Origin of the sequence: Nesterenkonia sp. AN1 (assembly GCF_000582475.1) — a bacterium.
Lineage (GTDB): Bacteria > Actinomycetota > Actinomycetes > Actinomycetales > Micrococcaceae > Nesterenkonia > Nesterenkonia aurantiaca.
In genome coordinates, this window is sequence record NZ_JEMO01000004.1 from 160,410 (window position 1) to 175,324 (window position 14,915).

General features: G+C 66.0%; 12 protein-coding genes and 1 pseudogene. All 13 read right to left on the reverse strand.

Translation table 11 applies throughout. From position 1 onward, the window contains the following. Window positions 1-140: 140 nt before the first annotated feature. Window positions 141-1,310, reverse strand: coding sequence for a succinyldiaminopimelate transaminase (gene dapC, locus BG28_RS03075; protein ID WP_036474055.1), 1,170 nt, complete (start codon window positions 1,308-1,310; stop codon window positions 141-143). A 24-nt stretch (window positions 1,311-1,334) separates the two neighbouring features. Further along, on the reverse strand, window positions 1,335-1,655 hold the full coding sequence (fdxA, locus tag BG28_RS03080; RefSeq protein WP_036474056.1) for a ferredoxin: 321 nt from the start codon (window positions 1,653-1,655) through the stop codon (window positions 1,335-1,337). 38 nt (window positions 1,656-1,693) lie between these two features. Then, complete coding sequence (locus BG28_RS03085) at window positions 1,694-2,158, reverse strand: hypothetical protein (RefSeq protein WP_036474057.1); 465 nt, start codon at window positions 2,156-2,158, stop codon at window positions 1,694-1,696. After that, window positions 2,158-4,104, reverse strand: coding sequence for a translational GTPase TypA (typA, locus tag BG28_RS03090; RefSeq protein WP_036474061.1), 1,947 nt, complete (start codon window positions 4,102-4,104; stop codon window positions 2,158-2,160). The genes BG28_RS03085 and typA overlap by 1 nt, the downstream gene beginning before the upstream one ends. Window positions 4,105-4,336: 232 nt before the next feature. Next, window positions 4,337-5,389, reverse strand: coding sequence for an ABC transporter ATP-binding protein (locus BG28_RS03095; protein WP_051500900.1), 1,053 nt, complete (start codon window positions 5,387-5,389; stop codon window positions 4,337-4,339). Continuing rightward, entirely contained in the window at window positions 5,386-6,489 is a 1,104-nt protein-coding gene (locus BG28_RS03100; RefSeq protein ID WP_051500915.1) for an ABC transporter ATP-binding protein, read from the reverse strand. Before BG28_RS03100 ends, BG28_RS03095 begins: the two co-directional genes overlap by 4 nt. Before the next feature lie 13 nt (window positions 6,490-6,502). Continuing rightward, complete coding sequence (locus tag BG28_RS15755) at window positions 6,503-6,907, reverse strand: ABC transporter permease (RefSeq protein WP_200869285.1); 405 nt, start codon at window positions 6,905-6,907, stop codon at window positions 6,503-6,505. Then, the gene (locus BG28_RS15760) at window positions 6,901-7,440 is read right to left on the reverse strand and encodes an ABC transporter permease (RefSeq protein WP_051500902.1); all 540 of its coding nucleotides are present in this window, start codon (window positions 7,438-7,440) and stop codon (window positions 6,901-6,903) included. Before BG28_RS15760 ends, BG28_RS15755 begins: the two co-directional genes overlap by 7 nt. Then, on the reverse strand, window positions 7,433-8,359 hold the full coding sequence (locus BG28_RS03110; protein ID WP_036474065.1) for an ABC transporter permease: 927 nt from the start codon (window positions 8,357-8,359) through the stop codon (window positions 7,433-7,435). Before BG28_RS03110 ends, BG28_RS15760 begins: the two co-directional genes overlap by 8 nt. A 204-nt stretch (window positions 8,360-8,563) precedes the next feature. Next, window positions 8,564-10,195 carry an ABC transporter substrate-binding protein gene (locus BG28_RS03115; RefSeq protein WP_036474068.1) on the reverse strand — a complete coding sequence of 544 codons (1,632 nt, stop codon included), beginning with the start codon at window positions 10,193-10,195 and terminating at the stop codon, window positions 8,564-8,566. Between the two features lie 177 nt (window positions 10,196-10,372). Continuing rightward, window positions 10,373-12,105: pseudogene (locus BG28_RS03120) on the reverse strand (ABC transporter ATP-binding protein). Then, entirely contained in the window at window positions 12,105-13,271 is a 1,167-nt protein-coding gene (locus BG28_RS03125) for an ABC transporter permease (protein WP_084479371.1), read from the reverse strand. The pseudogene BG28_RS03120 and the gene BG28_RS03125 overlap by 1 nt, the downstream one beginning before the upstream one ends. Next, window positions 13,268-14,791: an ABC transporter permease gene (locus BG28_RS03130; protein WP_036474070.1), complete on the reverse strand. Its 1,524-nt coding sequence runs from the start codon at window positions 14,789-14,791 to the stop codon at window positions 13,268-13,270. The genes BG28_RS03125 and BG28_RS03130 overlap by 4 nt, the downstream gene beginning before the upstream one ends. Between the last annotated feature and the right edge of the window lie 124 nt (window positions 14,792-14,915).

Sequence of the window (14,915 nt, forward strand, 5' to 3'; positions counted from 1 at the left end):
GGGTCTCCTTATCAGACACACTAGGGGGACATCATGACAAACCTACCGCTTGGTCACAGGTGGTTGCCAGTTGTGTCATGGTTCACCGCATCGGGTGTAACCTGCGCCGAATCGCATCGGATCCCGCAGAAGCACCCAGCTCAGCTGGTGAGTCGCGCAGCCGCGGCGGCGATCCGCTCATCCGTGGCGGTCAGCGCCACCCGGATGTAGCCGTTGCCCTGCTCCCCATAGAACACCCCGGGACCCACCAGGATCCCGCGCCGGGCCATCTGATCCACCAGCGCCCAGGTGTCCTCCGCGGTGCTGGCGGAAGGGTCAGCCTCGGCGGCGCGGCACCACAGGTACAGTCCGGCGACCGAGTCTTCGATCTGCAGACCGGCGGCCTGCAGGGCCGGCACCATCAGCGCCCGACGCCGGCGGTAGAGCTCGCGCTGAGCGGCCACGTGGGCGTCATCGTTCAGCGCCGCGGCCAGCGCGGCCTGGACCGGGGCCGGAACGATCATGCCGGCGTGTTTGCGGGTGTTGATCAGTCCGCTGATCAGCTCCGGGCAGCCCGCGGCGAACGCGGCCCGGTAGCCGGCGATATTGGACTGTTTCGACGCCGAGTACACCGCGAGGAGTCCGCGGTGGTCGGGTGCGCCGGTCTCCGGGTGGGTTCCGCAGACCCGGGGGTCCAGGACCGAGGGGACGTCGTCCTCGGCGACCTCCCAGGGCAGCTCGGCGTAGCACTCGTCGGAGGCGACCACGGCGCCGATGCGGCGGGCGAGCTTGACCACCTCGGACATCCACTCAGCCCCGGCCACCGCGCCGGTGGGGTTCGAGGGTGAGTTGATCCAGATCAACCTGACCCGCTGCAGCGTCTCCTCGTCGAGGCTGAACGGATCGTCGGTGGCCAGCGGGGTCGCGCCGGCGATCTGTGCGCCGATGTCATAGGTCGGGTAGGCCACCAGTGGGCGCAGCACGACGTCGGAGGTGCCGGCCCCGGCGCGAGCGCCGAGTCCCAGCAGGGTCGGCAGCCAGGCGACGAGCTCCTTGGAGCCCACCGTGGGCAGGATGTTCTCCGGGTCCAGGCCGGTGACCCCGCGCCGTCGGGCGAACCAGCCGGCGATGGCTTCGCGCAGCGCGAGCGTGCCGTGGGTGGTCGGGTACCCGGGAGCGTCGGCGGCGGCGGTGAGCGCCGCCTGGATCACCTCAGGGGTGGGGTCCACCGGGGTGCCGATGGAGAGATTGACGATTCCCTCCGGGTGCTGCCGCGCCTTCTGAAGGTAGGGAGCCAGCGCGTCCCAGGGGTACTCAGGAAGAGTGAGCATGGAGGCCTCCGCTGAGCTGGGTGGTCACTGCTGCTGCGGGGGCAGGGCCGCGACGATCTCGTGGTCCTTCGGGATCAGCCCGACCTTGGCCGCGCCGCCGGGGGAACCGACCTCGTCGAAGAACTCGACGTTGGCGCGGTAGTACTCGGACCACTGCGAGGGGGTGTCGTCCTCGTAGTAGATGGCCTCCACCGGGCAGACCGGCTCGCAGGCGCCGCAGTCGACGCATTCGTCGGGGTGGATGTAGAGCATCCGATCACCCTCGTAGATGCAGTCCACCGGACATTCATCGATGCAGGCCTTGTCCTTCAGATCCACGCAAGGAAGGGCAATGATGTACGTCATGGACTCCTCTTATCTTTCTTCGAGTGCGTAAGTCGAGTCTACCGAGATGCGGCGCGGTCCCGCACCAGGATCCACTTGACCAGGACCATCGCGATCAAGGTCACCGCTGCGGTGCCCAGCCACCAGATCGCCGAGGCCAGCGTGGGCCCCGGCAGCAGCGCCATGGCCTCGGGGCTGTAAGGCACCACCAGCTGATCCGGTCCGGGCCAGAGGTAGGCGATCGAGGCCACGGTGAAGGTGGTCATGCCCATGACCATCGGTTCCAGCAACGAGCCGCTCTTGAGCCCGGCCCAGAGCTGCGCCATCAGGCACATCAGCAGGGCCAGCACCGCGCCCCAGGGCAGCACGGTCCCGGTCTCGGTGGGACCGAGCATCACGATGTTGCCGTGCAACACGGTGCCCAGGATCCCGAGGACCACCCCTGCGGAGAAGCAGACGCCCAGCAGAGCTGGTCGCAGCGAGCTTCTCCGCGAGGGTGCCTCGGTGTCCTGCGGGCTGGTCATTACTGTGAAGCGCTCTTCTTCTTGCGTGTGTCACGCATGCGCTCGGAGGAGTTCAGGATGACCTTGCGGATGCGGATCGAGTGCGGGGTGACCTCCACGCACTCATCCTCATTCGCGAATTCGAGGGACTCCTCGAGGGTCAGCTTGGTCGGCGGGGTCAGGCCTTCGAAGGAGTCGGCAGCCGCTGCACGCATATTGGTGAGCTTCTTCTCCTTCGTGATGTTGACCTCCATGTCGTCGTGGCGAGCGTTCTCGCCCACGACCATGCCCTCGTAGACCTCTTCCTGCGGGTCCACGAAGAAGTTGCCGCGCTCCTGCAGGTTGATCATGGCGAACGGGGTCGCGGTGCCGGTGCGGTCGGAGATCAGCGAACCGGAGGTGCGGTACTCGATCAGGCCCTTCCACGGCTCGTAGCCTGCCGCGTAGGAGGAGGCGATTCCGGCGCCGCGGGTGTCGGTGAGGAACTTGGTGCGGAAGCCGATGAGACCGCGAGCGGGCACCATGAACTCCATACGGATCCAGCCGGTGCCGTTGTTGGTCATCGTGGTCATGGTTCCCTTGCGGGCCGCCATCAGCTGGGTGATCGCACCCATGAACTCCTCGGGGGAGTCCACGATCATGTTCTCCATCGGCTCGTGCAGCTTGCCGTCAATCTCGCGGGTGACCACCTGGGGCTTGCCCACGGTCAGCTCGAAGCCTTCGCGGCGCATCTGCTCGACCAGGATCGCCAGTGCGAGCTCGCCTCGGCCCTGGACCTCCCAGGTGTCGGGGCGTTCGGTCGGGAAGACCTTGAGCGAGACGTTGCCGACCAGCTCCTTGTCCAGGCGGTCCTTGACCTGGCGGGCCGTGACCTTCGCGCCCTTGACCCGGCCGGCCATCGGCGAGGTGTTGATGCCGATGGTCATGGAGATCGCGGGATCATCCACGGTGATGGTCGGCAGCGGCTTGGGGTTCTCCAGGTCGGTGAGGGTCTCACCGATCATGATGTCGGAGATGCCGGCGACGGCGACGATCTCGCCGGGTCCGGCGGAGTCTGCCGAGACTCGCTCCAGGCCCTTGGTGGCGAGGAGCTCGGTGATCTTCACCGTCTTCATGGTCCCGTCCTTGCGGGCCCAGGCGACCTGCTGGTTCTTCTTCAGCGTGCCGTTGAAGATGCGCAGCAGGGCCAGGCGGCCGAGGAACGGGGAGGCGTCGAGGTTGGTGACGTGCGCCTGAAGGACCTCGCCGGAGTCGTACTTCGGCGCCGGAACATGCTCGAGGATGGTGTCGAAGAGCGGCTCGAGGTCGTCGCTGTCCGGCATTCCGCCGTCCTCTGGCTGGTTCTTCGAGGCGCGGCCTTCTCGGCCGGAGGCGAAGACCACCGGAACGTCGAGCACCGAGTCCAGATTCAGCTCGGGGTTCTCCTCGGCGACGTCGGAGGCCAGGCCGAGCAGCAGGTCCATGGTGTCGGAGACGACGCCGTCGATGCGCGCATCGGGGCGGTCGGTCTTGTTCACGACCAGGATCACGGGAAGCTGAGCATTCAGTGCCTTGCGCAGCACGAAACGGGTCTGGGGCAGCGGGCCCTCAGAGGCGTCCACGAGCAGCACGACGCCGTCGACCATGGAGAGGCCGCGCTCGACCTCACCGCCGAAGTCAGCGTGTCCGGGGGTGTCGATCACGTTGATGGTGACGTTGTCCATGCCGGCGTGCTTGGTGGCGGCCGGACCGGAGTAGAACACGGTGGTGTTCTTGGCCAGGATCGTGATGCCCTTTTCCTTCTCGAGCTCACCGGAGTCCATGACCCGTTCCTCGAGGGCGCCGTGCGCACCGGCCTCTCTCGTCTGGGTGAGCATGGCATCGACCAGAGTGGTCTTGCCGTGGTCGACGTGGGCGACGATGGCGACGTTGCGCAGATCCTGGCGCTCGTCAGTACCTGCAAGTGTCCGAGCGGCAGCAGTGGTCATAAGTGGGGCAACGCCTTCCATAGAGGAGAGTGACGTGTCTGGTCGGTCGATGTCGTTTCTTGACTCGTCCATGTCACGTCGTGGTTCTACATGTGGTTCAACAGTGTGGTTTGGGGTGGGTCAGAGCGCACAGCAACACGGCCGTGTCGCGACCACACCATTCCAGTGTACGGCCTCGAGCGGCGAGTGCGGCAATGCCGGTGGTCACCAGGGGTTGGGGGCAGCCCCGGACCTAGCTGTGGGCCGGGATGATCTTCTCGTTCTGCTGCGCATGGTGGCAGGCGCTGAGCTGGGTGATCTGACCTCGGGAGATCAGCTCCGGCTCCTGGGTGGCGCAGATCTCGGTGGCCTTCCAGCAGCGGGTCCGAAAGCGGCAGCCCGAGGGCGGGTTCGCCGGGTTCGGCGGATCCCCCTGGAGCACGATCTGCTCGCGCGCCCCGCGCAGGGTGGGGTCCGGCAGCGGCACCGCGGAGAGCAGCGCCTGGGTGTAGGGGTGCGAGGGACCGGTGTAGATCTCCTCCTGAGTGCCCAGCTCGGCGAGCTTGCCCAGGTACATCACCCCGACCCGGTCGGAGATGTGCCGGACCACCGAGAGGTCGTGGGCGATGAAGATGTAGCTGAGCCCGAACTCCTTCTGCAGGTCATCAAGCAGATTCATCACCTGGGCCTGGACCGAGACGTCCAGCGCCGAGACCGGCTCGTCGCAGATGATGACGTCGGGGTTCAGCGCGAGGCCGCGGGCGATGCCGATCCGCTGGCGCTGCCCGCCGGAGAACTGGTGCGGATAGCGGTTGATGTGCTCCGGGTTCAGCCCGACCAGGTCCAGCAGCTCCTTGACCCGGTTGCGGATCCCCTGCTTCGGCTTCTCCTCCGGGTGCAGCTTGAACGGCTCGGCGATGATGTCGCCCACCGACATGCGCGGATTCAAAGAGGTGTAGGGGTCCTGGAAGATGATCTGAATCTTGCGCCGCAGCCGGCGCAGCTCGTCGCCCTTGACCGAGAGGAAGTCCTCACCGCGGAACTTCACGGTGCCGGCGTCGGGCTCCTCCAGGCGCATCAGCAGCTTCGCCAGGGTGGACTTGCCGCAGCCGGACTCCCCCACGATGCCCAGGGTCTCGCCCTCACGCAGGTTGAAGCTCACCCCGTCCACGGCCTTCACAGCACCGACCTTGCGCTGGAAGACGATGCCCTGGGTGATCGGGAAATGTTTGACCAGGCCCTCGACCTCGAGCACCGAGGGCTTGTCGGCGAAGGGATCTGCGGCGGCGGGAACTGACAGGCTCATTGTGGTGCCTCCTCGGAGACGTCGATCATTCCGGCGCCGGTGGGTGACGGGCGCCGGGTGCGGGTGGCGGTGCCGGCGTAGACGTCCTCGGCGTAGTGACACGCCGAGAGGTGTCCCTCCGCGACCGGGCGCAGCTCCGGGCGTTCGGTCCGGCAGCGGTCGGTGGCGAACTCGCAGCGCGGGTTGAACGGGCAGCCCGGCGGCATATCGGTCAGCGACGGCGGCAGCCCCGAGATCGCGCGCAGCCGTCCACCCTCGTCGTCGATCCGCGGGATCGAGTTCAGCAGGCCCTGGGTGTAGGGGTGCCCGGGCCTGCCGTAGATCTCGTAGACATCGGCGGCCTCCATGACACGTCCGGAGTACATCACCGCGATCTTGTCCGCGACATCGGCGACCACGCCGAGGTCATGGGTGATCAGGATCAGACCCATGTTGAACTCGGTCTGCAGATCCTTCAGCAGCCGCATCACCTGGGCCTGGACGGTGACGTCCAGTGCGGTGGTGGGCTCATCGGCGATCAGCACGTCGGGGTCCAGGGCGATGGCCATCGCGATCATGATGCGCTGGCGCATGCCTCCGGAGAACTGGTGCGGGAAGTCCCCCGCCCGCTCTTCGGCGCCGGGGATGCCTACGCGCTGCATCATCTCCACCGCCTTGACCTTGGCCTCTTTGCGCTTGAGTCCGCGGTGGACGCGGAACATCTCAGCGATCTGCCAGCCGACCGGCAGCACCGGGTTCAACGAGGACAGCGCGTCCTGGAAGATCATGGCGATCTTGACCCCGCGCAGCTTGCGCCGGGACTCCTCGTCCATGCTCAGCAGGTCCTCGCCGCGGTAGCGGATCTCACCGCCGGCGATCTTGCCCGGGGGCATGTCCAGGATGCCCATGATGGTCTGCGCGGTCACGGACTTGCCCGAGCCGGACTCGCCCAGGATCGCGAGGGTCTCCCCCGCGTGCAGGCTGAAGTTCAGCCCGTTGATCGCTTTGGCCACGCCGGCCTTGGTGCGGAACTCCACCTGGAGGTCCTTGACCTCCAGCAGCGGAACCTCACCGGGGCGGGTTCCGGGGGTGAAACCGGCGGGGGTCTGGGATTGCGTCATCAGATCCAACCCTTCACTTCTTGGATTTGGGATCAAGGGCGTCGCGGATCGCGTCACCCATGGTCATGAACGCGAACACGGTGAGGCCCACAAAGATCACCGGGAACAGCAGCAGGTGCGGCACGGTCTGCAGGAACGGCTGCGCGTCGGAGAGCTGCAGTCCCCAGGAGATGGCCGGCAGCTGCAGGCCCACCCCGAGGAAGGTCAGCGTCGCCTCGGCGCCGATGATGATGCCGGTGAACACCGTGGCGTAGCCGATCACCGGTCCCAGCGAGTTCGGCAGGATATGACGGCGCATGATGGTGATCGGTCCGGCACCCAGGGCGCGGGCGGCGAGGACGAACTCGGAGTTGACCACCGAGATCACCGAGCCGCGCATCAGACGCGTCATGGTCGGCCACATGAAGATGATCAGCACGAAGGCGACCTCGCGGACTCCGCGGGACTCCAGCACGTTGAGGAACACCAGGCGCCCAGGATGTAGGGCACGGCGAAGACCATGTCGGTGAACCGGGAGATCACGGCGTCGACCCAGGAGCCGAAGTAGCCGGCGACCAGGCCGAGGAGCACGGCGATGATGAAGGTGCCGATCGCGACGATGAATCCGACCGCGATCGAGTTCCGGGCACCGTAGATCACCCGGCTGTAGTAGTCGCAGCCCTGGACATCGGTGCCGAACCAGTGCTCGGCCGAGGGCGACTGCCGGCTGCGCCCGAGCAGGCACTCGCGCGGATCGTTGTTGGTGAAGAGCTGCGGGAAGATCGCCATGGACAGAAAGAGCACCAGCAGGACCGCGGAGATGATGAACCAGGGGTTCCTCCGCAGCGAGCGCCAGGCATCGGCGAGCAGGCTCGCCTCCTCGACCTTCTTGTTCTTGGCGGGCTCCCCTGCGGGCTCGATCGTCGAGTCGATCGGCTCCACGCGCGCTTCGGGGCGGTGTATCTCACTCATAACGGATCCTTGGGTCGAGAAGGCCATAGAGGAGATCAACGATCAGGTTGATCACCACGAAGAAGAGCACGAAGAGGGTCACGATGCCGACGACGACGGTGCCCTCTTGCCCCTGGATGGAGGCGAAGACCTGCTGGCCCAGTCCGGGGAGGTTGAAGATCGTCTCCACGATGATGGAGCCGCCGAGCATGCTCGCCAGGTCGGCGCCGATGAAGGTGACCGCCGGGATCAGCGAGTTGCGCAGACCGTGGCGGGTGATCACGCGGCTGCGCTTCATGCCCTTGGCGGTGGCGGTGCGGACGTAGTCGGACTTCAGCGAGTCCAGCAGCTCGCTGCGCACCAGACGGGCCAGGATGCCGGTGGAGACCGCAGCCATGGTCAGCGCCGGAAGGATATAGCTGGAGACCCCGTTGTTCACGCCGGCGATCGGGAACCAGCCCAGATTCAGCCCGAAGATCAGCTGCAGCAGGAAGCCGATCACCAGGGTGGGCAGCGCCACCATGGCCACGGTGGAGACCTGGACGAAGCGGTCGAAGAACCGGTCGCGGTAGAGCGCGGCCAGGATGCCGGCGATGATGCCCATCAGCGTCTGGATCACCAGGGTCACCAGGGCCAGGGTCGCGGTGACCGGCAGGCGCTGCTGGATGATGTCGGTGACCGGGCGGCCGTTGAAGGTCGAGCCGAAGTCCAGTGCGGTGACGATGCCCCAGATGTATTTGAAGTACTGGATCAGGAACGGGTCATCCAGGTTGTACTGCTCGCGCAGGGTCTCCCTGACGGCGTCGCTCATCGGGCGGTCCCCGGCGAGGGCTCGGATGGGATCGCCCGGAATGGCGAAGACCAGTGCATAGACGATCAACGTGGAGATCAGGATGACCGGGATGAACTGGAGCAGACGCCGAATGATATAGCGGGTCATTGCTGTCCTTGTGGGTGCGTGTGGTGGCGCGGGTGCGCCCAGCGTCTGTCTCGGCGGAGAGGTCTTCTCCTGAGCCGGGGGCGACGCCGCGATCAATGATATGGACTCGGACTGCATTTCCGAGAATCCTTGGATGCCGACACGGCAGAGGCGCGACCTGCGAAGACTTCGCGCAGGCCGCGCCTCTGCCGTGGACTGTGAGGATTACTCCTCGGTCACCACCACCTGCTCCAGGCGGGTGAAGGTGGCCTGATCCATGAAGATGGACTCGCCATCGATCCGGTCGCTGTGCACCACCTGGAAGTTGGTGAACCACATCGGGATCACCGGCATGTCCTCCAGCAGGATCGCCTCGGCGTCGGTGTAGAGCTCGGCCGCAGCATCGGGATCGGTCTCGGCGTTGGCCTGGCCGATCAGATCGTCGAACTCCTCGGAGGAGTAGTCGGCGTAGTTCGAGGAGACACCCGTGGTGTAGATCGGCTCCATCGCGTACTGCGCGCTGGGGTAGGACAGCGTCCAGCCCAGACGGTAGGGCCCGGTGATCTCCTGCTCGTCATGCAGACCCAGGTACTGGGCGAATTCCAGGGACTCGAAGGTGATGTCCTCGATGCCCAGGTTGTCGCGCCACTGGTTGGCCACGGCCTCGACCCAGTCCTCGTGGCTCGCGCCCGAGTTGAAGTAGACGGTCAGCTCGTCAGGGCCACCGGCTTCCTCGTAGAGCTCTGCGGCAGCCTCGGGATCGTACTGGCAGAACTCACAGGTGTTCTCGTTGCCCTCGATCAGATCCGGGGGAATGATGTTCTCCGCCGGGGTCTGTGCGCCGTCGAAGATGTTGTCGATGATCAGTTCACGATCGATGGCCATCGAGAGCGCGTGGCGCACATCGACGTCCTGGAACTCTTCCTGGTACAGCGGGAAGCCCAGGTAGGTGAAGGAGGAGGTGTCGAAGTCCTGCGCGTTCTCGCCGAAGTCGGCTTCCACCGTGGTGCGGCGGTTCGCCGGTGCGGCGTCGAGGATGTCGAGGTTGCCGGCCTGGACGTCCAGGTAGGCGGTGTCGACGTCGGAGTAGATGCGCCATTCGATGCGCTCGGGAAGACCCGGGTTCTCCCCGGCCCAATCCTCGTAGCGGTTCACCGCGATCTGCTGGTCGCGCTCCCACTCGCCGTCCATCTGGTAGCGACCGTTGCCGACCGGGGCCTGCTCGAAGGCTTCGATGTCCTCATAGGCCACCGCGGGCATCGGGTAGAAGGCCGTGTAGGTCAGCATGTCGGGCAGCGGGGAGAAGGGCTCGGTGAGCTCGATCTCGAGGGTGTACTCGTCGAGCGCGCGGACGCCTTCCATCTCCTCGGCGTCGCCGTCGACGACCTCCTGGTAGCCCAGGAAGTTGTCGAAGAAGTTGGCGCTCTGCTGGGCGTTGTCAGGATCCACGGCCCAGTTGTAGGTGTCCACGAAGGTCTGTGCGGTGATCGCTTCGCCGTCGTGGAAGGTCCAGTCCTCACCCAGGGTGAAGGTCCAGGTCACGTTGTCCTCGGTGTCCCAGGACTCGGCCACGCCCGCGGTGGGCTCGTAGGTGTCGAAGTCGGTCTGGGTCAGACCGGTGAACAGGGAGCCGAGGACCCAGGAGCCGCAGACCTCGGTGGAGTTCGCGGGGACCAGGAACTGCGGTTCGCAGTTATAGGCCGAGACGGTGCCGCCGCCTTCGACGCCTTCGGCGGCTTCGCCGTTGTCCCCGCCGTTGTCGCCGCCGCCGCAGGCCGACAGCACCAGGGCTGCGGCGGCGGTCACGGCGAGCGCACCCGTCGCGCGAGAGCGACGAGAGGTCTTGTTGACGTGCATATTCGGTTACTCCTCGAGAAGATGCGAGCTTTATGGGCAGACGATGACCCTCGCGCGAGTGTTGCGTGGGTCACCTGTGGGAGTGAGTTTAGCAGGGCAATTTTTCAGCTGTGTTTCAGGTTCTGTTCATGTGACCGTGTTTCTTCTGCTGCTAGAGGTTGGCCTTGGGCCGCCGCCTCAGCCCAGAGCGGCGAGCAGCCGCTGCCGTTCGGTGCGGCGTCGAGCCTGGGTCTCAGGATTGGGCACCGGGGCCGCTGCAAGCAGCTGCTGGGTGTAGGACTCCTTCGCATGGCGCAGCACCTGATCGGTGGTCCCCTGCTCCACGGTGCGGCCGTTCTGCATGACCAGCACCTTATGCGCGAGCGAGTCGACCACCGCGAGGTCGTGGCTGACGAAGAGGCAGGCGAAGCATAGTGCTGCTGCAGCTCGGAGAACAGCTCCAGCACCGCGGCCTGCACCGAGACGTCCAGGGCCGAGGTGGGTTCGTCGGCGATCAGCAGCGTGGGGTTCAGGGTCAGCGCGCGGGCGATGGAGATGCGCTGCCGCTGGCCTCCGGAGAGCTCATGCGGGTAGCGGTTGAGCACGCTGGAGGGGAGCCGGACGGCATCGAGCAGCTCCCGGGCCCGTGCCATGCGTGAGTCCTTGTCCCCTTCTTTATGCACCACCATGGGTTCGGTGATGATGTCACCGATCGGGAACCGCGGGTCCAGCGAGGCCGCCGGGTCCTGGAAGACCACGCCGATCTCCCGCTTGAGCGCCTTCTTCTGCTTCGACGGCAGCGCGGGCATGTTCTCGCCGCGCACCCGCAGCTCACCCTCGGCCACATCCAGCAGGCCCAGAACCGCCTTGGCCACCGTGGACTTGCCCGAACCGGACTCCCCCACCAGGCCCATGATCTCGCCGGGCTGGACGGTGAAGTTCAGGTCATGCACCACTCGGGTGGCCTTGCGGCGGAACTTGTACTCCAGCGCGACGTCCTTGGCCTCGAGTGCCGCAGGCGCGGGTGAGGCTGCACCTGAACTCATGCCTGCGGCAGCCCGGTGGCTGGTCTCACGCGCGGCACGTTCGGTGACGCGCACACGCTCCTGCTCCTGCTCACGCTCCAGCGAGGGGTCCCCCGCCTCGCGCAGCAGCGGCATCGCCGCGAGCAGGCGCCGGGTATAGGGGTGTTCCGGGTGACCGAGGATCTTCGCCACCGGACCGGTCTCCACCACCTCGCCGTTGAGCATCACCACCACGCGGTCCGCCATGTCTGCGACCACGCCCATGTTGTGGGTGATCAGCAGGATCCCGGTGTTCAGCTCCTGCTTGAGCTCGCGCAGCAGATCGAGGATCTCGGCCTGGACCGTGACGTCCAGAGCGGTGGTGGGCTCATCGGCGATGATCACCTTCGGTCCGCAGGCGATGGCCATGGCGATCACGATGCGCTGCCGCTGCCCCCCGGAGAACTGGTGCGGGTACTGCCGAATCTTGGTCCGGGCCTCGGGGATGCCGACGCGTTCGAGCAGCTCGATGGACTTCTCCAGCGCCTTACCCCCGAAGGCGACCTCGTGGACCTGCAGCGCCTCCACCAGCTGGTCCGAGACGCGCAGCACCGGGTTCAGCGCCGTCATCGGCTCCTGGAAGACCATGCTGATGTCGGAGCCGCGCAGCCTGCGCAGCTCGGCGGTGGACATCTTGAGCACATTACGGCCCTCGAGCAGGACCTCGCCCTGCACGCTTGCGCTCTCGGGCAGCAGTCCCATCGCGGTGGAGGAGGTGACGGACTTCCCGGATCCGGATTCGCCGACGACCGCGACCACCTCACCGGGCATGACCTCGAAAGAGACGCCCTTGACGGCGTCGACATCGCCGAACTCGGTGGCGAAGCTGACGCGGATGTCCTTATAGCTCAGCACTGGTGCGGGCATCAGGAGTCCCTCTTCTCGTCGGTGGGATCGTGGCCGAAGTCTGGACCGTGGTCGGTCATGCCGGCGGGTGGCTGCATCTGGGTGGGACCTCCGGAGAGCTCCGAGACCTGCTTGCCGGACCGCTCCTCGGCGGTGGCGCGGCCCAACAGGCCGAAGGCTGTCCGCCAGCCGGGCCGGTTGGCGCCGGAGCGCTTCTGCCGCGGGTCGATGGCATCACGCAGACCGTCGCCGATGAAGTTCACGCTCAGCGCGATGGCGATGATGAACAGGCCGGGGAACCAGAACAGCCAGGGCCTGGTGGTGAAGGCGTTCTGGTTGTCCTGGATCAGGGCACCCAGCGAGGTCTCCGGAGGCTGGACACCGAATCCGAGGTAGGACAGCGTGGTCTCGAGCAGGATCGCCGCGGCGATGGCGAAGGTGGCATTGACCACGATCACCCCGATGCTGTTGGGCAGCATGTGCTTGAGGATGATCCGCGCCGGATGCGCACCCATGGCGATGGCCGCCGCGACATACTCCTTCTCGCGCAGCGAGAGGATCTCGGCGCGCACCAGTCGAGCGGTGCCGGTCCAGGTGGCCAGGCCGATGAACAGCGCCAGCGTGAGGGTCCCTCCCGGAAGGCCCTGCGCGTAGGCGCCGAAGACCGCCGCCAGAGCCAGAAGCGGGACCACGATCACCACGTCGGTGATGCGCATCAGCACCGCCTCGATCCAGCCGCGGAAATATCCGGCCAGGGCACCGACGAGCACGCCGAGGAAGGTGGAGGAGAGCGCCACGCCCAGGGCCACCAGCAGCGACTGCTGGGTGCCGCGCATGACCATGGCGAAGTAGTCCCGACCGATGCTGTCCTGGCCGAAAGGGTGCTCGCCCAGGAAGGCGGCGTTGAACATGGTGGGGCGGCCGCCGTCGACCGTGAGTCCGGTGGCGGAGAAGCTCTTCGACCACCAGCCGGTGCCCTGCCCGGAGAAGCCGATGGAGCTGACCGAGAGCAGGATGATGAAGACCAGCACCGCCATGGAGACCACGGCCGGCTTGTGCGCAAAGAACCTCTTGCGCACCAGCTGGCCCTGGGAATAGGACCGCTGCGCACTGGCGAGCTTGGCATCCTCGACCTCCGCGGCGCTGCGCACGTCCTCCGGCGGGATGGGGGGTGTTGGCTGGCTCATACTCTAATCCTCGGATCCAGGACCGCATACATGAGGTCCGCAATCAGGTTGAACAGCACCGCGGCGGCGCCGGTGATAAGGGTGAACGCCATGACGGGCGCGGGGTCTGAGTTGCTCAGGCCGGTGACGAACATGTTGCCCATGCCGGACCAGCCGAAGACCTGCTCGACGACCACGGCCCCGCCGATCAGCCCGGCGAAGTCGAAGGCCACGATCGTGGTCAGCGGGATCATCGAGTTTCGGAAGGCGTGCTTGAAGACGACCGTGCGCTCGTTGACGCCCTTGGCTCGTGCCGTGCGGATGTAGTCCTGGTTCACGGCCTCCAGCATGGAGCTGCGGGTGTACCGGGTGTAGGTGGCCACCGAGACCAGCATCAGGATCGTGGTGGGCAGCACAAGCTGAGTGCCCTGATCCAGAGCGACCTCCCAGAAGTCCCCACTGAAGTTGGGCGAGGAGGAGCCGATGGTGGCGATCGGGCGCGGCTTCATGCCCAGGAATCCGGGCCAGGCCCGCATGAAGTGATCCAGCAGCACCATCACCGCGAACAGCGCGGCGGTGATCACGCTGACGGCCACGGCCTGACCCTTGGCGTGACCGCCCATGGTCCGGCCGACCAGCACCGCGACGGCGATGGTGACCAGGAACAGGCCGATCACAGTCAGCCAGCCGCCGGGCGGCTCGATCAGCAGCCAGAAGGTGGCGTAGTAGGAGACCAGACCGATGCCGACCACCGTCAGTGCCGAATACAGCACCCTGCGGTTCTTCAGCCCGGAGAGCAGCGCGGTGAGTCCGAAGGCCAGACCGATGCCGAGCAGCGTGATGACCGCGGGGCCCAGACGAGGTTCGAGGGCGTAGTTCAGCGAGTCCATCAGCGGCATCACCACCAGGACGAAGCCGAACATGGCCGCACCGGTGAGCAGGCGTCGCCGGGTGGAGCCACCGATGATCAGCGGCACCAGGATCGCGGCGACCACGGCCACGATGATGATCTGCGTCCAGCTGAACTGTGGTTCTCGCAGCCAGTTGTTGTACGTGATGCCCATCCAGTCCTTGGCCAGCACCGCGGCCCAGAAGACCGGGAGCGAGAAGAAGAGGAAGACGAAGAAGGAGACGGCGTAGTCCAGTGAGGAGTACTGCCGGATGGCGGTGACGATGCCGGTGAGGATGCCGATGATGATCGAGAGGATGGTCGCGATGAAGACCAGGCGCAGCGTGGAGGACGCGGAGTTCGCGACCATCGCACCGACGTCCTGACCGCTCATATTGGTGCCGAAGTCACAGGCGCCGACGGCGCAGCCGGCGATTCCGGTGAGCCAGATCCAGTACCGGGAATACCAGGGTTCGTCGAGATTCATGAACGCGATGCGCTGCTGGATCAGGAATTCGACATTTTCCGCATTGGACTCGCGCAGCTCCTGGAGCGGATCGCCGGAGTTGATCACCAGGACGAAGACCAGAAGAGAGGCGCCGAAGAGCACCGCGATGGCGCTGAGGAGACGTTTCAGAACATAGCTGTACACGGGGTGGTTGTACCTTCCACGAGCTGCAGGGGAAGCATCGGTGGGGTTCGATCCGAAGTTCTTTCGGATCGAACCCCACCGATGTCATCGGTCCTACTGGGCTGAATTAGTCAGCCGCGGGGAC

What these genes read in the sequence shown, in the direction of transcription:
- dapC (WP_036474055.1), bottom strand. Translation starts at nt 1,310, where the DNA reads ATGCTCACTCTTCCTGAGTACCCCTGGGACGCGCTGGCTCCCTACCTT.
- fdxA (WP_036474056.1), bottom strand. Translation starts at nt 1,655, where the DNA reads ATGACGTACATCATTGCCCTTCCTTGCGTGGATCTGAAGGACAAGGCC.
- BG28_RS03085 (WP_036474057.1), bottom strand. Translation starts at nt 2,158, where the DNA reads ATGACCAGCCCGCAGGACACCGAGGCACCCTCGCGGAGAAGCTCGCTG.
- typA (WP_036474061.1), bottom strand. Translation starts at nt 4,104, where the DNA reads ATGACCACTGCTGCCGCTCGGACACTTGCAGGTACTGACGAGCGCCAG.
- BG28_RS03095 (WP_051500900.1), bottom strand. Translation starts at nt 5,389, where the DNA reads ATGAGCCTGTCAGTTCCCGCCGCCGCAGATCCCTTCGCCGACAAGCCC.
- BG28_RS03100 (WP_051500915.1), bottom strand. Translation starts at nt 6,489, where the DNA reads ATGACGCAATCCCAGACCCCCGCCGGTTTCACCCCCGGAACCCGCCCC.
- BG28_RS15760 (WP_051500902.1), bottom strand. Translation starts at nt 7,440, where the DNA reads ATGAGTGAGATACACCGCCCCGAAGCGCGCGTGGAGCCGATCGACTCG.
- BG28_RS03110 (WP_036474065.1), bottom strand. Translation starts at nt 8,359, where the DNA reads ATGACCCGCTATATCATTCGGCGTCTGCTCCAGTTCATCCCGGTCATC.
- BG28_RS03115 (WP_036474068.1), bottom strand. Translation starts at nt 10,195, where the DNA reads ATGCACGTCAACAAGACCTCTCGTCGCTCTCGCGCGACGGGTGCGCTC.
- BG28_RS03125 (WP_084479371.1), bottom strand. Translation starts at nt 13,271, where the DNA reads ATGAGCCAGCCAACACCCCCCATCCCGCCGGAGGACGTGCGCAGCGCC.